This is a genomic window from Niveispirillum fermenti (assembly GCF_048066175.1).
Lineage (GTDB): Bacteria > Pseudomonadota > Alphaproteobacteria > Azospirillales > Azospirillaceae > Niveispirillum > Niveispirillum fermenti.
In genome coordinates, this window is record NZ_JBLTXA010000036.1 from 1 (window position 1) to 21,543 (window position 21,543).

Annotated in this window: 20 protein-coding genes and 1 tRNA gene; 10 read left to right on the forward strand and 11 right to left on the reverse strand. The window is 66.9% G+C overall.

What is annotated here, in order from left to right; genetic code table 11:
- Positions 1-112: 112 nt before the first annotated feature.
- On the reverse strand, positions 113-934 hold the full coding sequence (locus ACM9LZ_RS21865; RefSeq protein WP_416621648.1) for a hypothetical protein: 822 nt from the start codon (positions 932-934) through the stop codon (positions 113-115).
- A gap of 289 nt (positions 935-1,223) precedes the next feature.
- Here ACM9LZ_RS21865 and ACM9LZ_RS21870 point away from each other — a divergent pair, with 289 nt between their 5' ends.
- The 5 genes from ACM9LZ_RS21870 (at position 1,224) to ACM9LZ_RS21890 (ending at position 4,518) form a co-directional block, all read left to right on the forward strand.
- On the forward strand, positions 1,224-1,646 hold the full coding sequence (locus ACM9LZ_RS21870; protein ID WP_416621649.1) for an EF-hand domain-containing protein: 423 nt from the start codon (positions 1,224-1,226) through the stop codon (positions 1,644-1,646).
- An 87-nt stretch (positions 1,647-1,733) separates the two neighbouring features.
- On the forward strand, positions 1,734-2,321 hold the full coding sequence (locus ACM9LZ_RS21875; RefSeq protein ID WP_416621650.1) for an RNA polymerase sigma factor: 588 nt from the start codon (positions 1,734-1,736) through the stop codon (positions 2,319-2,321).
- A gap of 61 nt (positions 2,322-2,382) precedes the next feature.
- The gene (locus tag ACM9LZ_RS21880) at positions 2,383-2,844 is read left to right on the forward strand and encodes a hypothetical protein (RefSeq protein ID WP_416621651.1); all 462 of its coding nucleotides are present in this window, start codon (positions 2,383-2,385) and stop codon (positions 2,842-2,844) included.
- Complete coding sequence (locus tag ACM9LZ_RS21885; protein WP_416621652.1) at positions 2,841-3,302, forward strand: periplasmic heavy metal sensor; 462 nt, start codon at positions 2,841-2,843, stop codon at positions 3,300-3,302. Before ACM9LZ_RS21880 ends, ACM9LZ_RS21885 begins: the two co-directional genes overlap by 4 nt.
- 82 nt (positions 3,303-3,384) lie before the next feature.
- Complete coding sequence (locus ACM9LZ_RS21890; protein ID WP_416621653.1) at positions 3,385-4,518, forward strand: beta/alpha barrel domain-containing protein; 1,134 nt, start codon at positions 3,385-3,387, stop codon at positions 4,516-4,518.
- Positions 4,519-4,528: 10 nt separating this feature from the next.
- Here the strand turns inward: ACM9LZ_RS21890 and ACM9LZ_RS21895 are convergent, their stop codons facing one another.
- The 3 genes from ACM9LZ_RS21895 to ACM9LZ_RS21905 form a co-directional block, all read right to left on the reverse strand.
- Entirely contained in the window at positions 4,529-5,326 is a 798-nt protein-coding gene (locus ACM9LZ_RS21895) for an SDR family oxidoreductase (RefSeq protein ID WP_416621654.1), read from the reverse strand.
- A gap of 73 nt (positions 5,327-5,399) precedes the next feature.
- Positions 5,400-6,668 carry a TetR/AcrR family transcriptional regulator gene (locus tag ACM9LZ_RS21900; RefSeq protein WP_416621655.1) on the reverse strand — a complete coding sequence of 423 codons (1,269 nt, stop codon included), beginning with the start codon at positions 6,666-6,668 and terminating at the stop codon, positions 5,400-5,402.
- A gap of 76 nt (positions 6,669-6,744) precedes the next feature.
- Positions 6,745-8,547, reverse strand: coding sequence for an acyl-CoA dehydrogenase (locus tag ACM9LZ_RS21905; RefSeq protein ID WP_416621656.1), 1,803 nt, complete (start codon positions 8,545-8,547; stop codon positions 6,745-6,747).
- A gap of 188 nt (positions 8,548-8,735) precedes the next feature.
- Between ACM9LZ_RS21905 and ACM9LZ_RS21910 the strand changes: the two genes are divergently transcribed.
- Complete coding sequence (locus ACM9LZ_RS21910; RefSeq protein ID WP_416621657.1) at positions 8,736-8,927, forward strand: hypothetical protein; 192 nt, start codon at positions 8,736-8,738, stop codon at positions 8,925-8,927.
- Here ACM9LZ_RS21910 and ACM9LZ_RS21915 read toward each other — a convergent pair.
- The 4 genes from ACM9LZ_RS21915 to ACM9LZ_RS21930 form a co-directional block, all read right to left on the reverse strand.
- On the reverse strand, positions 8,924-10,624 hold the full coding sequence (locus tag ACM9LZ_RS21915) for an AMP-binding protein (protein WP_416621658.1): 1,701 nt from the start codon (positions 10,622-10,624) through the stop codon (positions 8,924-8,926). The genes ACM9LZ_RS21910 and ACM9LZ_RS21915 overlap by 4 nt on opposite strands.
- Before the next feature lie 4 nt (positions 10,625-10,628).
- Positions 10,629-11,924 (reverse strand): phenylacetate--CoA ligase PaaK, encoded by a 1,296-nt coding sequence (paaK, locus tag ACM9LZ_RS21920; protein ID WP_416621659.1) that lies wholly within the window; start codon positions 11,922-11,924, stop codon positions 10,629-10,631.
- 89 nt (positions 11,925-12,013) lie between these two features.
- Positions 12,014-13,699, reverse strand: coding sequence for an AMP-binding protein (locus ACM9LZ_RS21925; RefSeq protein WP_416621660.1), 1,686 nt, complete (start codon positions 13,697-13,699; stop codon positions 12,014-12,016).
- A gap of 10 nt (positions 13,700-13,709) precedes the next feature.
- Complete coding sequence (locus tag ACM9LZ_RS21930) at positions 13,710-14,195, reverse strand: 2,4'-dihydroxyacetophenone dioxygenase family protein (RefSeq protein WP_416621661.1); 486 nt, start codon at positions 14,193-14,195, stop codon at positions 13,710-13,712.
- Positions 14,196-14,443: 248 nt separating this feature from the next.
- On the opposite strand from ACM9LZ_RS21930, the gene ACM9LZ_RS21935 reads away from it, so the two are divergent.
- The 3 genes from ACM9LZ_RS21935 to ACM9LZ_RS21945 all read left to right on the forward strand — a co-directional run bounded on the left by ACM9LZ_RS21935 (position 14,444) and on the right by ACM9LZ_RS21945 (position 18,124).
- The gene (locus tag ACM9LZ_RS21935) at positions 14,444-17,140 is read left to right on the forward strand and encodes a TonB-dependent receptor (RefSeq protein ID WP_416621662.1); all 2,697 of its coding nucleotides are present in this window, start codon (positions 14,444-14,446) and stop codon (positions 17,138-17,140) included.
- Between the two features lie 70 nt (positions 17,141-17,210).
- On the forward strand, positions 17,211-17,750 hold the full coding sequence (locus ACM9LZ_RS21940) for a VOC family protein (protein ID WP_416621663.1): 540 nt from the start codon (positions 17,211-17,213) through the stop codon (positions 17,748-17,750).
- A gap of 17 nt (positions 17,751-17,767) precedes the next feature.
- Positions 17,768-18,124, forward strand: coding sequence for a helix-turn-helix domain-containing protein (locus tag ACM9LZ_RS21945; protein WP_416621664.1), 357 nt, complete (start codon positions 17,768-17,770; stop codon positions 18,122-18,124).
- 86 nt (positions 18,125-18,210) lie between these two features.
- On the opposite strand, the gene ACM9LZ_RS21950 is transcribed toward ACM9LZ_RS21945, so the two are convergent.
- Positions 18,211-19,005, reverse strand: coding sequence for a glucose 1-dehydrogenase (locus tag ACM9LZ_RS21950; RefSeq protein ID WP_416621665.1), 795 nt, complete (start codon positions 19,003-19,005; stop codon positions 18,211-18,213).
- Positions 19,006-19,049: 44 nt separating this feature from the next.
- Entirely contained in the window at positions 19,050-19,838 is a 789-nt protein-coding gene (locus tag ACM9LZ_RS21955; RefSeq protein ID WP_416621666.1) for an SDR family NAD(P)-dependent oxidoreductase, read from the reverse strand.
- A 358-nt stretch (positions 19,839-20,196) separates the two neighbouring features.
- On the opposite strand from ACM9LZ_RS21955, the gene ACM9LZ_RS21960 reads away from it, so the two are divergent.
- The gene (locus ACM9LZ_RS21960; RefSeq protein ID WP_416621667.1) at positions 20,197-21,342 is read left to right on the forward strand and encodes a helix-turn-helix transcriptional regulator; all 1,146 of its coding nucleotides are present in this window, start codon (positions 20,197-20,199) and stop codon (positions 21,340-21,342) included.
- 109 nt (positions 21,343-21,451) lie between these two features.
- On the opposite strand, the gene ACM9LZ_RS21965 is transcribed toward ACM9LZ_RS21960, so the two are convergent.
- Positions 21,452-21,527: transfer RNA gene (locus ACM9LZ_RS21965), tRNA-Thr, on the reverse strand.
- Between the last annotated feature and the right edge of the window lie 16 nt (positions 21,528-21,543).

The following is a 21,543-nucleotide window of genomic DNA, read 5'->3' on the forward strand; positions in this document are numbered from 1 at the left end:
TACGCCGCAGGTGCGGTGCGCCGGCGGTCGCCGCCGTACCGGATCCCGGTGAGTTGCTCTCACCGGGATATGATATTGCGCCAGGGGCGCCCGCCGGGCATGGACACCGGTATCAACCGCGCACGGACCGGAAGAAGCGCAACAGGTTCTGTAATTCCGTGCGCAGGGCGTCATCCTCCCGCAGGCGGGCCTGCAGGGCGACATCGCGCTTGGCCAGGAACACGACCTGTTCCTTGGGCGGCAATTGCCGGTAGGCCGGCTTGGGCGCGATGGTGCCGTCATCCTGTATGGTGGACATGAAGAAGCAGGCACGCATGAATTTGGAGAAAAGCTTGCCGCCACTTTCCGGCGGCTCACGCGAGATGATGGCGAAGATGTAATAGGCCCGGAAGAAATAGTAGCTGGTATAGATGCGCTGGATGGTCTGGAACTGCTCGGCGGGGCTGCCGGACTTGGACAGGAGCTGCTGTTCCTTGAACCCGGCCATGAAATGGCTCGTCGCCTCCTTGGCGAACAGCATGGGCCGTTCGCGGCCGGTGCTGATCCGCTTGCGATATTCGATCAGCCCCCGGCCGATCAGCGTATGCAGAAGCCGCCGCTCGATCTCCAGGTCCGCCGGCAGGGACATCAGGAACTCGATCGCGGACATGAGCTGCACGGGGTGGGTGATCGACCCGCGCTTGCCGCGGCCGCGTGCCAGCAGGGATGATTGCAGCCAGTCGATCACCTCATGCGCCTGCCAGCGCAAACGGACGCTGATGGGGATGGAGGTCAGCCCGCTGGCCTGGAGGAACAGTCGCAGATGATCACGCCAGCCCTTCTGCGGAAGCTGCACATAATCCACATCGGACAGTTTCAGCGGTGATGACAGCACGTCGGGACCGGGCGGCAGCGGCCTGAAATCCAGGCTGCGCCCGTAGACGACACCCCTCAACTTGCTTTCCCCCAACGGTGCCATCGCCTTTTGCGGCTTCCGACATGTGTTTGCCTGTCGCCAACCGGCTGCCTATTGAAAAAGCGGCGGTTAACACATGGTTATTATCATTCTTCCCGCGGGAATACATCCATTTCGGTGGTCGTTCAGCCCCCGTGCGAAAGGCGGTGCAGGGTTTTTCCGGCTGGCCCGTATCAGGATTGAACGCGGCGAAAACATCACCCGATATATCGCCCGCTCCCCGCCCCGGTTTCGGCCGGCGGTGCCACGCCCCAACGGAGTATCGACCATGACTTTCACCACCCGCACCCTTGCCACCCTGTCGCTGGCCGCCCTGATGGCGGCAAGCGTGCCCGCGATGGCCCGTCCGGGCCCGGAAGGCGGCCCGCACGGCATGAAGCGCCAGGAACTGCTGGCCAAGTACGACACCAACAAGGACGGCAAGCTGGACGAGCAGGAACGCGCCGCCATCCGGGCCGACCAGTTCCGCAAGCTGGACAGCGCCGGCAAGGGCCAAATGACGCTGGCCGAGTTCTCGACCGCCCTGGAGGCGCAGCGTGCCCGCCACCAGCAGGAGCGGCAGAAGGCCCTGTTCGAGAAGATGGATGCCAACAAGGATGGCATCGTCACGGCGGAGGAGTTTGCCGCCTTCAAGCCCGCGCGTGACGGTGACCATCCGCGCCGTGAACGCGGCAAGGCCGACGGCAAGTAACCGGCGGCGGCAATGACCATGACGGCCGGCCTGTCGCGACATAGAGTGGGGACGGATGCGGGGCCCTCTGGCAGGGTCCGCGCATGGGTGGACGACGACAGGCAGGACGGCATGGCGGAAGCCGAAACGGATGAGGCGTTGGTGGCGCGTGTGGCGGCGGGTGACAGGCGGGCCTATGGCCTGCTGGTCGAACGCCATCTGGACCGCACCGTCACCATCGCCCGCCGCATCCTGCCTTCCCAGGCGGATGCGGAGGATGTGGCGCAGGAGGCCTTCCTGCGGCTCTGGCGCCATGCCGACCGGTTCGAACCGGCGGCGGCGCGCTTCTCGACCTGGTTCTATCGTATCACGACGAACCTTTGCCTGGACCGCACGCGACGGATGCCGATGGCACCATTGGATGCGGCCGGCGACCCGGCCGACCCCTCCATGGACCAGGAAGCCGCCCTTGCCGACCAGCGGACGCGGGCGGCAGTGTCCGCCGCGGTTGCCGATCTGCCTGACCGGCTGCGCGCAGCCGTGACGCTGACCTATGATGCCGGTCTGTCGAATGCGGAGGCAGCCAAGGCGCTGGATGTCAGCGTCAAGGCCCTGGAAAGCCTGCTGGTCCGGGCCCGCCGTTCCTTGCGGGAAAGGCTGGCGGGCTGGTCCACCGCCGGAAAGGCGGTGGAATGATGGCAATGATGATAATGGTAGACGTAACGCGATACGGGGGATTGCCCCAGGGAAGGCGGCCATGACGCGAAGCGAATTCCTTGACCTTCTGGACCGCCACGGTGCCGACCCTGTGCGCTGGCCGGCCGGTCTGCGGCTGCGGGCCGATCGCGCGCTGGCCGTGGATGCGGACCTGCGCGCCCTGCTGGCGGCCGAACAGGCCGTGGCCGATGCGCTGGCCGACCTGCCGATGGCCAGGGCGTCCGCGGATTTGCGACGTAGCGTGCTGGATATTCCCCTTGATCATCCGCGCACGCTGGGCCGCGCCTCGCTTCTGACGGAAATGCGTTTGGCCTGGAAACGCTGGACGGCCGGCATGGCCACGGCGACGGCAGCCGGGCTGATGGGTTTCGTGCTGGGCTATGGGCAGATGGTGCCGCTGCCCGGCGACGACGGTGCCCAGCAGGGCGCATCCGACGATCTGGTCGCGCTGCTGAGCCTGACGACGGAGATCGATGCGGCCGATCTGGAGAATGCGGAATGAAACGATCCACCCTGATCCTGTCCATCCTGCTGGTCCTGTCGGTTTCGGCCAATCTGGCCGTTGCCGGGGTGATGGCCGGCCATTGGTTGCGTGGCGGCGGCGGTCCGCCGGGGGGTACGCCGGGCGGCGACCGGCTGCTGGGGCTGGTGCCCGACGACCTGCGCGATCCCATCCATCAGTCGCTGCGCCAGCACAATCCTGAACTGCGCGCGCAGGTGGAGGCGTTGCGCCAGGCGCGGCGCGGGGTGGCCGAAGCGTTGCGCCAGCGCCCCTTCGACCCCGTCCGCGCCGATGAGGCGCTGGCCCTGCTGCGGGCAGAGACGACCCACGGGCAGGAGAAGTTCCACCGCACCATTGTGGAGCGCATGGCGGCGGCCCAGGCGGATGGCAATCTGCCGCCCCCGCCGGAACGGGGCCGCGACAAGCCGAAGGGCGGGGCGCCGGACGGTCCCCGCTGAGCCCATGCCACGGGTCGCGTCTCTTGCCAATGCGGGGCCGGATCGGCTTATGATCGGCGGCCATTGCAGGATCGCATGAGAAATGACCCATACCCCGCCTTCCGCCGATGCCGTCCGGGACTGGACCGACGTCTATTTCCAGCGCACCAGCGCCATCGTCGAGAAGTTCGGCGACCTGCCCGTCACCTATGCCGTGTTCATGCGCCGGCCCGTGGTCTTCGCGCCCAGGCTGGCGCTGGACTGGCTGCGCGCCGTGGCGGCGGAACGGGGCTTCACCCCTGATATCCAGTTGAATTACGAGGAGACCAAATGGGTCGGCGCGGGTGAACCCATGATGTGGATCACCGGCCCCTTCAGCCGGATGGCGGAACTGGAGACCCTGTTCCTGATGAAACTGGGCCCCGCCTGCGTCGCCGCCTACAATGCCTACATGATGTGCGCTGGCCTGCCCAAGGTCGCCTTTCTGGCCATGGATGCCCGCCATTGCGCCGGCACGGAGATGGCGGAGATCATGGCCTATGCCGCCTCTGTCGGTTCGGCCCGGGCCCGGCGGCGCGACGGGGCTGTGGGGTTCGTGGGCAATGCCACCGATGCCACGGCCCATTATTTCGGCCAGGACAAGGGGCTTGGCACCATGCCGCATGCCCTGATCGGCTATGCCGGCTCCACCGTGCGCGCGGCGGAGATGTATCACGAGACCTTTCCCGGCCAGCCCATGACCGTGCTGGTCGATTATTTCGGGCAGGAGGTGACGGACGCGCTGGCCGTCTGCCGCCGCTTCCCCGGCTTGGCGGCCGCGGGCACGCTTTCCCTGCGGATCGACACGCCGGGCGGGCGTTTCCTGGAAGGGCTGGACCCGCCGAAAAGCTATGCCGTGCTGGAACGGCACGCGCCGGCCAGCATCCGCGGCTATCGCGACGAGACGGAACTGCGGCACCTGATCGGGGCCGGTGTTTCCGCCGCGGCCATCCATCATCTGCGCGAGAGCCTGGACGCGGCGGGTTTCGACAAGGTGCGCATCGTCGCCAGCAGCGGCTTCTCGCCCGAGAAATGCCGCGTCATGGCCGATGCCAGGGCCCCGATCGATGTGGTGGGGACGGGCAGCTATCTGCCCGACAAATGGGCGGAAACCTATGCCACGGCCGATATCGTGGATTATGGCGGCGTGGCCCGTGTCAAGGTCGGTCGCGAATTCCTGCTGCGCCGGCCCGCCTGACGGGGCGGCGTCACCCCTCCCCGTCGATGCCCGGCCCGAAGCTGGCATGCACCAGCCCGCCATCGACTGTCAGGGTGGAACCCACGACGTAGTCCCCGGCCCGCGACGCCAGATAGACGGCGGCCGCGGCGATGTCTTCCGGCCGGCCGATGCGGCCCGCGGGGATGGCCGCCGACACCTTGTCCGCGTGGTCACGGGCCGCCTGGTTCATGTCAGTGCCGAAGGCGCCGGGGGCCAGTGCCGTGACATGGATGCCTTCCGGTGCCAGTCGGGCCGCCATGCGGCGCGTCAGGTGGATCAGCGCGGCCTTGGACGCCTGATAGGAATAGGTTTCCCACGGGCTGACGCGCTGCCCGTCGACCGAGGCGATGTTGATGACCTTGGCCGGTCCGCCATCGCGGCGGGCGGCCGACAGCAACAGGGGCAGCAATTGCTGGGTCAGGAAGAAGGGGGACTTCACGTTGATGTCCATCACCTTGTCCCAGCCATGTTCCGGAAAATCATCGAATTCCGCGCCCCAGGCCGCACCGGCATTGTTGACCAGGATGTCCAGCCCGCTTTCCGATCCGGCCAGGGTCCGCGCCAGATATTCGCATCCTTCAACGGTGGCGATATCGGCCGGCAGGGGCAGGCAGCCTGGCCCCAGCTCGGCGGCGGCTGCTTCGCAGGCGCGCGCCTTGCGTCCGGTGACATAGACGCGGGCGCCCGCTGCCAGGAATCCGGCGGCGATCATCCGGCCGATGCCGCGCGATCCGCCTGTGACCAGCGCGGTGCGTCCCTTCAGCGTAAAAAGTCCCGCAATATCCACAATCCCGCTCCCGGCCCGATTTTTGAACGATCGTGCCAATTGATAGCGGGAAGATCGCGCAGGTCAAAGATTTTTAGTTATGCGTACCAGTTTTAGGGCGCAGCCAGAAACGCTGGCCCGCCAGTGAGGACAGATCGAAGGCGAAGTCACGCCGGGCGTTTTCCAGGTCCGCCAGGGCGGAGCCGGTGGCCAGCAGGCGGATCATCTTGCCGATGAACATGCATTGCGGCAGCAGCGCCTCCAGCGGCGTGGGGCTGCCGCCCAGCCGGACGAAGACGCGGTGCCAGGCGCGTATCTGGTCGGCGATGGCGCTCCAGACCATGGGCCGCAATTCGGGCCGGCGGGCGGCCTGCAGCCAGACGGCGTAGGAGGCGAGATTGCGGCCCGCATGCTCGGTCGCCTCGCGCAGGAAGACGGCGGCGGTCCGGTCGATCAGCCGTTCCAGGTCGAACGGCCCGTCATCCATGCTGGCGACCACGGTACGGTACCGCTGCTTGGACTCCTCGAACAGGCGTTCCTGCGCGGCGCCCAGCAATCCTTCAACCGTAGGGAAATGATAGGCGGGGCCGGCCAGCGTCAGCCCCGCCTGCTGTGCGATGGTGCGATAGGTGACGGCGGCGGGACCCTCGGCGATCAGGATCTGGATGGCGGCAGCAATGATCCGTTCGCGGGTTCCGGCCGATTTGCGGGTCGGCTTGGCGGGGGCGGCCACGGGTTGACCGCCCGCGGCTGGGAGCGTCGGGGCCCAGGCGTCCAGCGCATCCTTGCCCTCCAGCAGCACCGCACCGATCTGCGCCTCTGTCAGGCCCAGGGCCAGCATGACCAGCAGCAGGCCGATGCTGGTGTCGATGGCCGACCGTGCCGCCGGGGGCGGGGCATCGCAGGCCCGCGCAATGTCCAGCCAGATGTCGCCCAGTTCGGCAAACCAGCGCCGCGACAGTTCCAGACTCTCCTGATGGCGCGGCGCATCCAGCATCACCTCCGCCCAGCAGGTGGCCCGCGCCCGGTCGCGTTCCGCCGCGTTGCCCACCAGCCGGGTGACGTAATCGCCCATGGATAGCTGCCTGGAGCGGGCAACACGGCGGAAGGTCTCCGCATAGCCCGCCAGCGTCAGGTTGGACGCGACCGCCACCATGTCGAACTTGCTGTCGAAATAATAGGTCGTGGCGGCCAGGGACACGCCGGCGGCCTGCGCCACCAGCCGATGGGTCAGGCCGGCGACGCCGTGGCTGGCCAGAACCTGCACGATGGCATCGGCCAGACGTGCCCGTCGGGCCAGGGACCGTTCCTGCTTCTCTCCCCGTCGGCGCGGGGGCGATGCGGGGGCGGGCTGTTCGTTCATGGCATCCATGGGGCTTCGGTGGCGGCCCCGAAGCTACGCCCCCGCGCGGGTTGCGGGCAAGACGTGTCGCGGCGGGTCAGTTTCCCAGGAACTCCGCCGGGGTGATGGAAAGGCAGGTATCGTCCAGCCGTTCGACCAGCGCGAACTGATGCAGCGCACGCGGCAGCTCATAGCGGAAGAAATAGCGGCAGGCGGCGATCTTGCCGCTGTAGAACGCCGCTTCCCCCCGACCCAGGCCGGCCGCCAGGGCGCGGCTGGCCGTCACGGCCTGGCGCAGCCACAGCCAGGCGATGACCGTATGGCCGCAGGCGTCCAGATAGGCCGTGGCATTGGCTAGCCCCCGGTCCAGGTCGGGTGCGGCCAGGGCGGCGCGCGTGGCCCGGCCCATCGCCGTCAGCGCCGCATGCAGGTCGGCCACCTCCGTCCCGAAGCCGCCCTGGGTTTCGGCCGCATCCAGCGTGCGCCCGATCTCCAGCACCAGCAGGTCCAGCGCCCGGCCATCCTGCTGGCGGACCTTCCGGCCCAGCAGGTCCAGTCCATGGATGCCATAGGCGCCTTCATGGATGGCATTCAGCCGGTTGTCGCGGTAATGCCGCTCCACCGGGTAATCACGGGTATAGCCATACCCACCCAGGATCTGGATGGCATGCTTGTTCGCTTCCAGGCAATGCTCGGACGGCCATGACTTGGCCATGGGCGTCAGCAGTTCCAGCAGCAGATGCATATCCCCGCGTTCCGCCGCGTCCGGGGTGGCGGCCATGCGGTCCACCAGAAGCGTGCAATAGCAGGTCAGCGCCAGCGCCCCTTCCACCGCGGCCTTCTGGGCCAGCAGCATGCGCCGCACGTCGGCGTGCTGGATGATGGGCACCTGGGGGGATGTGGCATCCTTGTTCTGCGGCCGGCGCCCCTGCTGCCGCGTCCGGGCATAGTCCAGGGAATAGAGATAGCCGGCCATCCCCGTCATGGTGGAATTGGCGCCGACGATGATCCGCGCCTCGTTCATCATGTGGAACATGTAGGCAAGGCCCTGGTGCGGCTCCCCCACCAGATAGCCCAGGCAGTCGCCATCCTCCCCGAAATTCAGCAGGCAGTTGGTGGTGCCCCGCTGCCCCATCTTGTGGTTCAGGCCGGCCAGCGCAATATTGTTGCGCGCACCCGGCGTGCCGTCCTGGCCGACGCGGTATTTGGGCACGATGAACAGCGAGATGCCCTTCACCCCCGGCGGGCCGTCGGGGCGCTTGGCCAGCACCATATGGATGATGTTCTCGGCCAGTTCATGTTCCCCGCCCGAAATCCACATCTTGGACCCCGTGATACGGTGCAGCCGGCCTTCCACGGGTTCAGCGCGGGTCCGGATGTCCGACAGCGAGGATCCCGCCTGTGGTTCTGACAGGCACATGGTGCCGAACCAGCGGCCTTCCAGCATGGGAGGCAGGAACAGGGCCTTCTGCTCGTCGGTACCGAAGGCCGCCAGCATGTTGGCATTGGCCACGGTCAGGAACTGGTAGTTGGCCAGCGCGATATTGGCGGCGGCCAGGGTGCCGTTGATCAGGGTCGTGACCGTCACGGGCATGCCAAGGCCGCCCAGGTCGGGGTCGAAGCCGGCGGCGAACAGCCCGGCCTGCGCACAGGCATCCAGCGCGCGTTTCGCACCCGGATGCGCATGGGCCCGCCCCTCGATGAAACGCGGCTCCTGCGCGTCCATCTCGGCCGCCAGGGGCAGGAACTCGTTCTCCGCGATGGCCTGTGCGGTATCCAGGATCTCCGTCACGGCGGCGCGGTCGAACGCGGAAAACCGCGGCGTGCCGGCCAGATCGCCGTAGCCCAGGACCTCGTGCAGCAGGAAATCGATGGACCGGCGATGGATGACCTGGGACATGGCGGCAACCGCTCCTTCAGATGCGCGTGCGGAGATCGGAAGGCCGCCCCATGCCGGCCCCCGGTCATCGGATTACGGGGCCGTTGCCGGGTCGTCAATATTTTTTGATTGAATGTACCAATTCATGAGCGTAATGATCGGCGCAACCGCCCGGCCAAGGGCGGAACGATCGCCCATGGGGAGACGCCATGATCACGTATGAGGATATGCTGGCCTTCGCCGGTGTCGATGACGAGACGGTGCAGGGGCTGGCGAAGCGGTCGGGCCTGGCGCCCGTCCTGGCCTGTGGTCTGGTCGCCGCCCGCCGCCTGGACGGGGAACCGGTGCCGGCGGCCCAGGCCGCCGCACCACGCCTGCGGTACCGGCGCCTGAAGAACTAGCGCCCCTTGCTCGCCAGATCGGGGAAATCCTCCTCCCAATATTCCAGCGGGTGGCGCTGCGACAGGTCGCGCGCCTGTTCCTGGCGGCGCAATTCGACACGGCGGATCTTGCCGGAAATGGTCTTGGGCAGGTCGGCAATCTCCAGCCGCCGCACGCGCTTGTAGGGTGGCAGCGCCGCGCGGATATGACGGAAGATGGCTTGTGCCACCTCCGGTCCGGCCTCGTGCCCCGGTGCCAGGATGATGAAGGCCTTGGGGACGGCCAGGCGCAGCGGGTCGGGGCTCGGCACGATTGCGGCCTCCGCCACGGCCGGATGCTCGATCAGGGCGCTTTCCAGTTCGAACGGGCTGATGCGGTAGTCGCTTGCCTTGAACACATCATCTGCCCGGCCGACATAGGTCAGATAGCCGTCGGCGTCGCGGCTGGCCACGTCGCCCGTGCGGTAATAGGCGCCGGTGGCCTCCGGCGCGGGTGCGTCCTCATAGCCCGCCATCAGCCCGGCCGGACGGGGTGACAGGCGCAGCGCCATCTCACCCTCATCCGCCTCATTCCCGTCCGGGTCCAGCAGTACCAGGTCATAGCCCGGAAGGGGCCGGCCCATGGAACCGGGGCGCACGGGCTGGCCCGGCGCGTTGCCGACCTGGGCCGTCGTTTCCGTCTGGCCGAAGCCGTCGCGGATGGTCAGGCCCCAGGCGGCCTGCACGCGGGCGATCACTTCCGGGTTCAGCGGCTCGCCGGCGCCGCACAGTTCGCGCAGGGCGACGGGCCATTGCCGCAGATCCTCCTGCATCAGCAGGCGCCAGACGGTGGGCGGGGCGCACAGGCTGGTCACCCGGTGGGCCACCAGCGCGTCCAGCACGGGGCCGGCCTGGAACCGCTCGAACGCATAGACGAAGACGGTCGCCTCCGCGTTCCAGGGGGCGAAGATGTTCGACCAGGCGTGCTTGGCCCAGCCGGGGCTGGAGATGTTCCAATGCACATCGCCGGGACGCAGGCCCAGCCAGTACATGGTGGAAAGATGTCCCACGGGATAGGAACGGTGGGTGTGGCGCACCAGCTTCGGTTTCGCTGTCGTGCCCGACGTGAAATAGAGCAGCAGCGTGTCGTCGGCCTGCGTCGGCGCATCCGGCGTGAAGCTGTCCGGCGCCTGGGCGGCATCGGCATAACCGGCCCAGCCGGCGGGGCAGGGGCTGCCCACCGCGATGCGGATGAAGTCGCCGGGCTGTGCATCGAACCGGGCCGTCAGGCCGGCGGTGGCGATGATGCCGCGCACCTGCCCGCGTTCCAGCCGGTCCGCCAGGTCAGCCCCGTCCAGCAGCGTCGTGGCCGGGATGATCACGGCGCCCATCTTCATGGCGGCCAGCGTGATCTCCCACAGCGGCACGATGTTGGGCAGCATCAGCAGCAGTCGGTCGCCCCGCCGCAGCCCCTGGCTGTGCAGCCAGTTGGCCACCTGTGCCGACCGTCGCGACAGGTCGGCATAGCTGGCGCGATGCACCGTGCCATCCTCCTGCGCGATGACCAGAGCGGGCCGATCCGGCACGCGGGCCGCCACATCGTCGAAATAGTCCAGCGCCCAGTTGAAGGGGGCTGCCTCCGGCCATTGGAATGCCGCGCGGGCCGTGGGCTGGTCCTGTCGCAGGTCCAGCAGCCGGTCGCGGGCGGCGATGAAGGAACGGGCGGCCTGGTTGGACATCACATCATCCTCCGCTTTGTGACAGGGCGACGGGGCGGCGGTCGATGACGCGGCGCGCCTTGCCGCCCGACCGCTCGATGCAGCCGGGCGGACCGACATCGATCCGCGCCGTGACACCGATCATTTCCTTGATGCGGTGGCCCAGCGACCGGGCGGCCTGATCGCCGTCACCGCCGCCGGTGCGCAGTTCGACCCGCACCGTCAACTCATCCATATGCCGGGGCCGGTCGACCTCCAGCAGGTAGTGGGGGGCGAGCGCCGGCTCGGCCAGCAGCAGTTCCTCCACCTGAGACGGGAACAGGTTGACGCCGCGGATGATCAGCATGTCGTCGCTGCGCCCCAGGATGCGGTCGATACGGCGCATGGACCGCGCCGTGCCGGGCAGCAGCCGCGTCAGGTCGCGCGTGCGATAGCGGATGACGGGCAGCGCCTCCTTGGTCAGCGTCGTGAAGACCAGTTCACCGACCTCCCCGTCGGGCAGGCTTTCGCCCGTCACGGGGTCGATGATTTCGGGATAGAAATGGTCCTCCCAGACGTGGGGGCCGTCCTTGGTCTCCACGCATTCGTTGGCCACGCCCGGCCCCATCACCTCCGACAGGCCATAGATGTCAACGGCGTCCAGCCCCATGCGGGACTCGATCTCCCGCCGGATGCTGTCGGTCCAGGGCTCGGCCCCATGGATGCCGATGCGCAGCGAGCTTTCGCGCGCATCCAGCCCCTGGCGGTCGAACTCGTCCGCGATGGCCAGCATGTAGGACGGGGTGACCATGATGATGTCGGGCTTGAAGTCCCGGATCATCTGCACCTGCTTTTCGGTCTGGCCGCCCGACATGGGAATGACGGTGCAGCCCAGCTTCTCCGCCCCGTAATGGGCACCCAGCCCGCCCGTGAACAGGCCGTAGCCATAGGCGACATGCACCTTGTCGCCCCGACGTCCGCCCGCGGCATGGATGGAGCGGGCGACCAGCCCGGCCCAGTTTTCCAGGTCGCGGGCCGTATAGCCAACCACGGTGGGCCGGCCCGTCGTTCCGCTGGAGGCGTGCAGCCGTGCCACCTGGTCCATGGGCACGGCGAACAGGCCGAACGGGTAATGATCGCGCAGGTCGGCCTTCGTCGTCATGGGAAACAGCGACAGGTCCGACAGGCAGCGCAGGTCGCCGGGATGGACGCCGGCCGCCTGGCATCTGGCCCGGAAGGGGGCCACATTGTCATAGGCGTGCCGCAGGCTCCAGCGCAGGCGCTCCATCTGCAGCGCCGTGATCTCGTCCCGGCTGGCGGTTTCGATGGCATGCAAGGCCATGGGGTCTCCCTCCTTCACAGGGGCGGCGTCCCTTCGGGACATTCATTGTGCCTTGCCTCGTCACGGGCGACAGCCGGGGGGACGCCCTTTCAGGCCGTCCGCTCCTCCGCCAGGCCCAGTTCCGCCGCCATCGCGTCGCGCATGGCGAATTTCTGGACCTTGCCGGTGACCGTCATGGGAAAGTCCGTGACGAAGCGGATATGCTTTGGGATCTTGAAATGGGCGATCTGGCCCTGGCAGAAGGCGCGGATATCCTCGTCCGTCGGGGCCGTGCCGGAACGCGGGCGTATCCAGGCGCACAGGGCCTCGCCATAGCGGGCGTCGGGCACGCCGAAGACCTGGACATCCTGCACGGCCGGGTGGCGGTAAAGGAATTCCTCGACCTCCCGCGGATAGATATTCTCTCCGCCGCGGATCACCATGTCCTTCACGCGGCCGACGATGTTGCACCAGCCCTCATCGTCGATCACGGCCAGGTCGCCGGTATGCATCCAGCCATCACCGTCCACGGCTTCCGCCGTGCGCGCCGGGTCGGCCCAGTAACCCTTCATGACGGAATAGCCGCGGGTCAGCAGTTCGCCCGACACGCCGCGCGGGACGGTCGCTCCTGTGGCATCGGTGATGCGCACCTCCAGATGCGGATGCACGCGCCCCACGCTGCCCACACGCTTGTCCAGCGGCGCGTCGATACCGGTCTGGAAACTGACGGGACTGGTTTCCGTCATGCCATAGCAGATGGTGACATCGCGCATATGCATCTGGTCCAGCACGCGACGCATGACGGTGACGGGGCAGGGGGCCCCGGCCATGATCCCGGTCCGCAGCGCCGACAGGTCGAACCGTGCGAAGTCCGGATGGTCCAGCATCGCGATGAACATGGTGGGCACGCCGTAAAGCGCCGTGCAGCGCTCCGCCGACGCGGCCGTCAGCGTGGCCAGCGGGTCGAACCCCTCCCCGGGATAGACCAGACAGGCTCCATGGGTCACGGCGGCCAGATTGCCCATGACCATCCCGAAACAATGATAGAGCGGGACCGGTACGCAGATGCGGTCGGTTTCCGACAGCGCCATACCCCGTCCCACGAAATACCCGTTGTTCAGGATGTTGCGGTGGGTCAGCGTCGCCCCCTTGGGCTGGCCCGTGGTGCCGCTGGTGAACTGGATATTGATGGCATCATCGGGTAACAGGCGCCCGGCGATGGCGGCCAACCGGCCCGTGTCCGCGCCCGCCGCCACCTGGTCGAAGGGGATGGTACCGTCCATGGCCGCATCGCCCAGCGCGATGACGTGGCGCAGGTCCGGCAGCCGGGCCGATACCAGCATTCCGGCCGGCCCGCGGCCCAGTTCGGGTGCCAGGCCACGCAGCAGCCCCCCATAATCGGCCCCCTTGAAGCCGGGCGCCAGGATCAGCGCCCGGCATCCGACCTTGTTCAGGGCATATTCCAGTTCGGCCGCCTGGTAGGACGGATTGATGGTGACAAGCACCAGGCCCGCCCGCGCCGTGGCGAACTGTGTCAGGGCCCATTCCGCCCGGTTGGGCGACCAGATGCCGACACGGTCGCCGGGGCACAGCCCCAGCGACAGCAGGCCGGCCGCCAGCCGGTCCGCGCGGTCGGCCAGTTCCGCCCAGGTCCAGCGCACGGACTGACCCGGGACCACCAGCGCGTCCCGTCCGCCCCAGGCCCCGGCCGCCCGTTCCAGGGCCTGGCCGATGGTCAGGGACAGCAACGGAATGTCGGTCGGGCCGGCAACGTGGCTGGGCACGGGCGCAGTCATGGGCGTTTCCTCACCAATCCAGGGGCTTTGTCAGGTGGTCCGCCGCCCCGCCGGCGACGGCCAGGTCATACATCGCACGCGCATCCACGATGCCGGCGATCGACCCGTCATCGTTGTATCCGCACAGGGGGCCATGGGCGATGGCGAACATCACCATCCCGTCCTTGTCCGTATCGGGTTCATGCCGGATACCACCGCTTTCCAGCACGTAATAGCCGGTGCGGCCGCGATCCTCGCCATAGCCGAAGCCGCCTTCCAGCAGCCAGCCCTCCACCTGGCCCAGATGCCCATGGACCGGTGCCCAATTGTCCGGCTCCACCTTCAGCATCATGCTGAAGCCGCCATTGATCGGGTTGATGTTCAACAGTTTGAAGAAGGTGCCGGGCATCACCCAGGGCAGCCAGGGCAGGGTGTCGGGATTGAAGAAGGCCGGGCGGTGCTGCTTGGTGGCGGCAACGGTGCCGGTACCGGTCCGGGTCAGCAAAGGGGCACTCATCTGGCAAATCCTCCGTCATGTGCAATGCATGACCCAAGGATAGAAAGCCGAGATGGAAGCCGGCATAGCGGGAATTACCCATATGGGGCGAACCTGCGCAGTCGAGCATGGGTAATTCCCGCTATATAGTGGCGATCCAGGCTGCCGCATCATTTTCCCAACATCAACAATAATGGTCCGCAAGGGAGGATGAGCCCATGGCTGCCCCGTTTTATTTTGCACCGCAATATTTGCGGCGTCCATTGAGGTTGACGCGCTGCCTTGCCTTGGCGGGAACGGCGCTGGCCGTGGTCGGCACCTCGCCTTCGCTGGCGCAAAATGCGCCGGCCGCCCTGGATGACAGCCTGCGGCTGGACGAGATTGTCGTCACCGCGCAGCGCAGGGCCGAACGCCTGCAGGAAGCGCCCGTGTCGGTCACCGCCTTCACCGCTTCCACCCTGACCGACCAAGCCGTCTCCAACCTTGTCGGTATCGCGCGCTTCACGCCCAATGTGGAAATCAGCAGCGGTCGCGCCGATGGCGGCGGCAGTTCGCTGAACGCCTATATCCGCGGCGTCGGCCAGCAGGATTTCCTGTTCCCGACCGATCCCGGTGTCGGTCTTTATGTCGACGACGTGTACCTGGCGCGGACCATCGGCGGCGCGCTGGACCTGTCGGATGTGGAACGGCTGGAGGTGCTGCGCGGCCCGCAGGGCACGCTCTATGGCAAGAACACGGTCGGCGGCGCCATCAAGATCGTGACCAAGCCCGTCATCGTGGATGGTGCCTTTGAAGGCTCGATCGAGGGCACCACCGGTTCCTATCACCGGTCCGACGTGAAGGCCTATGTCAGCGGGCCGATCGTGCCGGGTGTGCTGGGCTTCAAGCTGTCGGGCGCATCGATCCACCGCAATGGCTGGGGCCGCAACGTCACGACGGGAGAGGACCTGTCGGATGAGGGCAAGCAACTCGTGCGCGGGGCCATCCGCTGGCTGCCCTCGGAAAATCTGGACATCACCATCCAGGGCGACTACCAGCGCCAGCGGCAGAACGGGCCTGCCGGTTCGCTGGTCAACCGCTATCCGTCCGACACGGCGCCCTCGCTGGGACTGCCGCCGGAGGTGGTGGCGGCACTCGGTTTCGAGCCGACCGCCTTCCAGTATTTCGCGGCCCTGGCCGGTGCGCCCACCATTCCCGGCCTGCCGGGCGGGCTGCCGCCGCTGGCCGTGGACCCCACGCCGTCCGACGGGCTGTTCCGTTTCGACGATCTCTACAACAGCGTCATCGTTCCCTACTGGAACCAGAAGCTGGGGCTGCCGGCCGGCACCAAGTTCGACAGCCGCTGGATATCGGACAAGCCAGGCGTTTCCAGCAGCCTGGACCCGTCCAAGGACAATAACGAGGTTTGGGGCCTGTCGGCTTCTGTCGATTGGGACCTGGGAGACGGCCTGTCCTTGAAATCCATCACGGCCTATCGCGAGATCGACGCCTATTTCCCGCGCGATGCCGACAAGTCGCCCTATCCCGTGGCGGCCACGGCCAACCGGGTGACGCAGGACCAGTTCAGCCAGGAACTGCAACTGTCCGGCGATGCGTTGAACGGCCGGCTGCGCTGGGTCACGGGTGGTTATTACCTGCGTGAAAATGCCTTCGACGACAATGCCGTCCGGCTTTACAGCGGGCTTTACGAGGTGCTGAGCCCCGTGCTGCCGGACATGTACGCTGTCGGCCCCTGTACCACCGGCCCGCAGCCGGACTGCACGACCAATGCCTTCAGCTTCGATTATTTCCCCAAGAACAGGATCAAGGTCGATACCTGGGCATTGTTCAGCCAGATCAACTATGACCTGACGCCCGACCTGAACCTGACGCTGGGCGGCCGTTATAGCGAGGACAAGAAGGTCTATACCCAGGACAATATGCTCCAGCTTGTCCAGGACCCGAAATTCGGGCCGGGCACGCCGGGCTATACGGGCACCATCCCGCCATTCGAGGAAAACGGCCTTGCCCGGTATGTCGGGCCGCGCGAACTGAAGGACAGTTGGGGTTCCTTCACGCCGAAGGTGGGGCTGGCCTGGACGCTGACGGCCGATCACATGGTTTATGCATCCTGGTCCAAGGGCTTCAAGGGCGGCGGCTGGTCGCCGCGCCCCACGCAGCAGAACAATACCGATCTCGCCTATGATCCGGAGGTGCTCTACACCTACGAACTGGGGTCGAAGAATACGCTGATGAACGGCAGCGTCATCGTGAACCTTGCCGCCTTCTACAGCAATTACAACGACATGCAGGTCACGACCGTTGGTTCCAGCGGTGGGGGCGCCCTTCTGCTGCTGACCCGCAACATCGGCGACAGCATCCTGTGGGGCTTCGAGGGCGAGGTGACGGCGCGGCTGTTCCGCGGCTTCGACCTGAACCTGGCCGGCGGCTATCTCAATTCCAAATGGGACAAGTTCAACCGCTCTGCCTGCGTGGCGGCCATCTATGACGCGACCAGCGGCCGGTTCTGCGACACCGACCTGTCGCTGGACGACAAGCTGGTCGATGCGCCGGAATGGACCTTCACCGTCGGGGCGCAGCAGACATGGTGGATGGACGGCATCGGTTCCCTGTCGCTGCGCGGCGACGCCTCCTACCGGTCCAAGACCTGGAAGGACCCCTACAACCTGGGTGGCGGCAGCAACTGGCAGGGGCAGCCCGACGTGCGCAAGGCGCTGACGGCGGCACAGGTGGCCGAGGGGTACAGGGTCACCATGCCGGAACTGGCGCAGGACGCCTATTGGCTGGCCAACCTGCGCCTTGCCTGGCGCAACCCGGATGAGGATTGGGAAGTGGCGGCCGCCGTCACCAACCTGTTCGACAAGACCTATGTCACCAACCTGCTGGCCGCCGCCACCTTCGGTATCGACGAAGCCTATTACGGCCGTCCGCGCGAATGGATGCTGAGCGTCAAGTATCGCTTCTGATGTGAAACCCCACCCCCGTCCGGCCATCCGGGCGGGGGTGGGGATCATCCCCCCAACGAGGACAGAACCCATGCCCCTGCTGAATTTCGGTCAGCCGACCGACGGCATCATCCAGGTCGCCTTCACTTGCGACGATATCCACCGGGCCATGCACGATTATACCAAGCGGCTGAATATCGGTCCCTGGTTCCTGTTCGAGCATTTCCCGCTGGCCGACTTCACCTATCGCGGGCAGCCCTGCGATGCCGACCTGACCATCGCCCTTGGTGCGTCCGGCCACATGATCTTCGAACTGATCCAGCAGAACAACGACGCGCCCAGTGTCTACAAGGAAGTCGCGGACCGCCAGGGCCATGGCTTCCACCATTTCGCCCTGTCCTGCCCGGATTTCGACGCCTCGGTCGAATTCTACAAGGGCCTGGGCTATGAGCAGGCGCTGTACGGCGTGGCCGGGGTGGGCGCGCGTGCCGCCTATATGGACACCACGCGCACGCTGGGCGGCATGATCGAACTGATCGAGATGACGCCCATGGTGGAGAAGCTGTTCACCACCATCCAACTCGCCAATGTCGGCTGGCAGGGCGAGGACCCGGTGCGGACCTTCGGCTGAGGCGGGGAGGGGGGACCATGACCGGCGGCATTTCCCCGCGCCTGCTGCTCCGGCTGGTGGAAACGCGGCTGGATGAGCCGGACCTGTCGCCCGCCGCCATCGCCGTGGCGGCGGGCATTTCCGTGCGCCACCTGCACAGGCTGTTCGCGGCCATGGGGCTGCGGTTCGCCGACCATGTCCGCGCCTGCCGGCTGGAACGCTGCCGGGCCGCGCTGGGCGATCCTGTGCAGGGCGCGCGCAGCGTCACCGACATCGCCTTTTCCTGGGGCTTCAACGATGCCGCGCATTTCAGCCGCTGCTTCCGCGCCGCCTATGGCACCAGCCCCCGCGCCTGGCGGGCATCGCGGGTGGCTGGCGGGGCCCTGGCGGCCTGAAGAGGGGGCGGCCGGCGCTGCGGTGGGATGGCGGATGGGTAGAGGGGCGGCCCCACGGCCGGACCGCCCCTCTACCCATCCGCATGTCAGGGGTTCAGGTTCATGCCGCCATCGACCACCACCTGCGTGCCCGTGACATGCTTGGCCTCGTCGGAGGCCAGGTACAGCACGGCGTAGGCGATGTCGTCCGGCTCTCCGAACTCACCCATGGGGATCTTGCTCAGGAAGGCTTCGCGGGCCTGCTCGCGGGTGATGCCATGCCCGGCCGACAATTCATCGAACAGGCTGTCCAGCATGGGGGTGTAGATCTGTCCCGGATGAACGGAATTGCAGCGGATGCGCGTGCGGCCCTGCGCGCAATAGAGCGCCACCGACTTGCTCAGTTGCGCCACCCCCGCCTTGGAGAAGCCATAGGCCGTCAGGAAGGGCGTGGCCACCAGGGCGGCGATGGAAGACAGGTTGATGATCGACCCGCCGCCGCTGTCGCGCATGGCGGGAATGGCATGCTTGCAGCCCAGGAACACGCCCTCGCCATTCACCTTGTTGATGCGCTGCCATTGCTCCAGCGGCGCATGTTCGGGGTCGCGCTTGCCCGGTGACAGGCCGATACCGGCATTGTTCACCAGGATATGCAGCCCGCCGTCGCGGGCGACCGTGCCGGCGACCAGCGCCTTCCAGCCCTCCTCCTCCACAACGTCCTGGCGGACGAAGCGGGCGGCGGCCCCGATCCGGGCCGCCGCCTCCGTGCCGGCCGCCTCGTTCACGTCGGTCAGCGTCACCACCGCCCCTTCGCGGGCCAGCATGGCGGCGATGGCATAACCCAGACCGGATGCGGCGCCCGTGACAATGGCGACCTTGCCGGAAACCCTACCCTTGCCCATGTCTTCTCCCCTTGATGAAATCGTGCGGCCGACCCAGGCACGGGTCAGCCGGAATGCTGCGACGGGAACCCGGCCGTCTGGGCGCCGTCGATGAAAAGCTCCGTGCCGCTGACCATCGCCGCTTCATCGCTGGCCAGGAACAGCACGCCATTGGCGATATCCACGGGCCGGGCCAGGCGGCCGACCGGGATCTGCCGCGCCATGGCGGAACGCATCGTGTCGCGGTCGCCGAACAGGCTGGCGATGGGATCCAGCATCTCGCTGTCCACGAAGGTCGGGTTGATGGAATTGCAGCGGATGGGCAGGCCCCTGGCCGCGCAATGCATGGCGACCCCCTTGCTCAGCATCCGTACCCCGCCCTTGCTGGCGCAATAGGCCACGATGTCGGGGCCGGCGATATGGGCGCCCACCGACGCGACATTCACGATGGCGCCGGTTTCACCCGATTTCGCGATGGTGCCGACCGCATGCTTGCAGCCCAGGAAAACGCCCGTCAGGTTGACGGCGATCATCCGGTTCCAGTCCGCCAGCGGCGTGGCCTCGAAATCCCCGCTGCTGCCGATGCCCGCGACATTGGCCAGCACGTTCAGCTTGCCCCAGCGCGCCTGTGTGGCGGCTAGCGCGTCGACCCAGCTCTGTTCGTCAGCCACGTCCAGATACTGAAAGAAGGCGCGGTCGGCACCGATGCGGGCCACCGTTTCTTCCGCCCCGGCCTGATTGATGTCGGCCGCTACGACATTTGCCCCCTCACGGGCCAGTATCTCGCAGGTGGCCCGGCCGATCCCGGACGCGGCACCCGTCACCAGCGCCACCTTTCCTTGCATGCGTGCCATCAGGCATCCCTCCCACAGTTCCAACCGGACGGGGGAAGCATGCGGGGTGTCGTGGATGCCGTCTTGTCCCAGAATGACATGGACGGAATTTTCCGGACATACAGGAAAATGCGTCGTTACGGCCCATCGCCCGGCCCTTCAGCCGTTGACGTTGCGAAAGGGGGCCGGTAAGCTTTGCCAATAATTACAAATCAAGACCATGCGATCTGCAAGCCATTGCTGGGACTCCCGGCAATTTGCAAGCCATTGCCGGGAGTCCCGATTGGGCCCGCCTGCGATAAATGGCTTGCCGCAGGCATGATATCGACCGGCTGCATGGCACAATGCCTCAAGCGGCCGGCGACAAGGGAGGGTAACCATGTTTGCCCAGGGTCTGGTCCCGTCCGGCGGGGCCTGCGTCAGCAGTTCCATACTGTCCTGCGGGGGGATCGACCGTATCCGGCCGTCCATCCTGGAGCCTGTGTCGGCCCTTCTGCGCGCCGAAAGCAGCGTGTTCATGCAGTTCAGCAAATTTCCGGCGGCCGACAGCCGCGTGATGCGCGCCGCCTATGTCGGGCCCACGCCACGGTCGGCCTCCACTTATGCCGACCGTGCCTATTTCCGCCAGGACCCTGTGATCCGCAACGGCATCGGCTGGCTGGAGCGTCCGGTGGGCGAAGACGGGCCGCGCGTGGCGCATCTGGGGTCCACCGTCGATCTCGGGGAATTCTCCCACACGCTCTATTACAACGAATTCCTGAAGCCCGCGGGCATAGCCGACGTTCTGGCGCTGTGCGTGCCCGTGCAGGCGGCGGGGCGGCATGTCATGTGCCTTGGCTTTCACCGCACCGATGGCCAGGACCTGTTCACCGAAGGGGATATCTCCGCCTTCTGGTCGCTGGTGCCGGCCATGAATGCGGCGTTGCAGAATCTGGGCCTGCGCGCGGCACTGGCCGATACTGACGGGCTGGTACAGGCTCTGGTGCAGGCCGACGGGGATGTCGACGTCGCCGTCTTTGACGAGAATTTCATTCTGCGTCAGGCGACGCCGCGCGTCATCGGCGACGGGCAGATGGGGGACACCCTGTCCTCTCTGCTGGAGGAGGTGCGGTCGCGCATGGACTTTGCCTGGCGCCGCACGGGTGTGCTGCCGGAGGAGATCAGCTTTTCCGCCGTGACGGCCGGCACGGGCGGCACAGGGCGCCGGGAAATGGCTGTGACGGCCCGCCGCCATCGCAGCAGCCGCGACGGGGACAGGATCGTCATTGCCCTGCGCCACCAGCCGGTCAGCCTGTCGCTGGCCGACGCCTGCGCCGCTGCCGGCCTGACGGAGCGGGAAACCCAGGTGGTGGAAATGCTGGGCGCGGGCCTGTGCAACGCCTCCATCGCCGGGCGCCTGTCCATCAGCCCGCGCACCGTTGAGAATCACCTGCGGTCGATCTATGGCAAGCTGGGCGTCAACAGCCGCACACAGCTTCTGTCCGTGCTGATGGGCGGCAGGGGTGGGGCCAGGGGGCAGGCCTGACGGGGACCCGCCACGTATCCGTGCCTTCCACCCGGCGCGTCAGTGCAGGCCGGATAAAACAAAACCCGCCTCACCATTGCCGGTGGGCGGGTTTTGTTTTATCCGGAAATGGTGCTGCCGATTGGAATCGAACCAACGACCTCGTCCTTACCAAGGACGCGCTCTACCGACTGAGCTACGGCAGCAGCGCCATTTTCTGGC

What these genes read in the sequence shown, in the direction of transcription:
- ACM9LZ_RS21870 (WP_416621649.1), top strand. Translation starts at nt 1,224, where the DNA reads ATGACTTTCACCACCCGCACCCTTGCCACCCTGTCGCTGGCCGCCCTG.
- ACM9LZ_RS21880 (WP_416621651.1), top strand. Translation starts at nt 2,383, where the DNA reads ATGACGCGAAGCGAATTCCTTGACCTTCTGGACCGCCACGGTGCCGAC.
- ACM9LZ_RS21885 (WP_416621652.1), top strand. Translation starts at nt 2,841, where the DNA reads ATGAAACGATCCACCCTGATCCTGTCCATCCTGCTGGTCCTGTCGGTT.
- ACM9LZ_RS21890 (WP_416621653.1), top strand. Translation starts at nt 3,385, where the DNA reads ATGACCCATACCCCGCCTTCCGCCGATGCCGTCCGGGACTGGACCGAC.
- ACM9LZ_RS21900 (WP_416621655.1), bottom strand. Translation starts at nt 6,668, where the DNA reads ATGAACGAACAGCCCGCCCCCGCATCGCCCCCGCGCCGACGGGGAGAG.
- ACM9LZ_RS21905 (WP_416621656.1), bottom strand. Translation starts at nt 8,547, where the DNA reads ATGTCCCAGGTCATCCATCGCCGGTCCATCGATTTCCTGCTGCACGAG.
- ACM9LZ_RS21910 (WP_416621657.1), top strand. Translation starts at nt 8,736, where the DNA reads ATGATCACGTATGAGGATATGCTGGCCTTCGCCGGTGTCGATGACGAG.
- ACM9LZ_RS21915 (WP_416621658.1), bottom strand. Translation starts at nt 10,624, where the DNA reads ATGTCCAACCAGGCCGCCCGTTCCTTCATCGCCGCCCGCGACCGGCTG.
- paaK (WP_416621659.1), bottom strand. Translation starts at nt 11,924, where the DNA reads ATGGCCTTGCATGCCATCGAAACCGCCAGCCGGGACGAGATCACGGCG.
- ACM9LZ_RS21925 (WP_416621660.1), bottom strand. Translation starts at nt 13,699, where the DNA reads ATGACTGCGCCCGTGCCCAGCCACGTTGCCGGCCCGACCGACATTCCG.
- ACM9LZ_RS21930 (WP_416621661.1), bottom strand. Translation starts at nt 14,195, where the DNA reads ATGAGTGCCCCTTTGCTGACCCGGACCGGTACCGGCACCGTTGCCGCC.
- ACM9LZ_RS21940 (WP_416621663.1), top strand. Translation starts at nt 17,211, where the DNA reads ATGCCCCTGCTGAATTTCGGTCAGCCGACCGACGGCATCATCCAGGTC.
- ACM9LZ_RS21945 (WP_416621664.1), top strand. Translation starts at nt 17,768, where the DNA reads ATGACCGGCGGCATTTCCCCGCGCCTGCTGCTCCGGCTGGTGGAAACG.
- ACM9LZ_RS21950 (WP_416621665.1), bottom strand. Translation starts at nt 19,005, where the DNA reads ATGGGCAAGGGTAGGGTTTCCGGCAAGGTCGCCATTGTCACGGGCGCC.
- ACM9LZ_RS21955 (WP_416621666.1), bottom strand. Translation starts at nt 19,838, where the DNA reads ATGGCACGCATGCAAGGAAAGGTGGCGCTGGTGACGGGTGCCGCGTCC.
- ACM9LZ_RS21960 (WP_416621667.1), top strand. Translation starts at nt 20,197, where the DNA reads ATGTTTGCCCAGGGTCTGGTCCCGTCCGGCGGGGCCTGCGTCAGCAGT.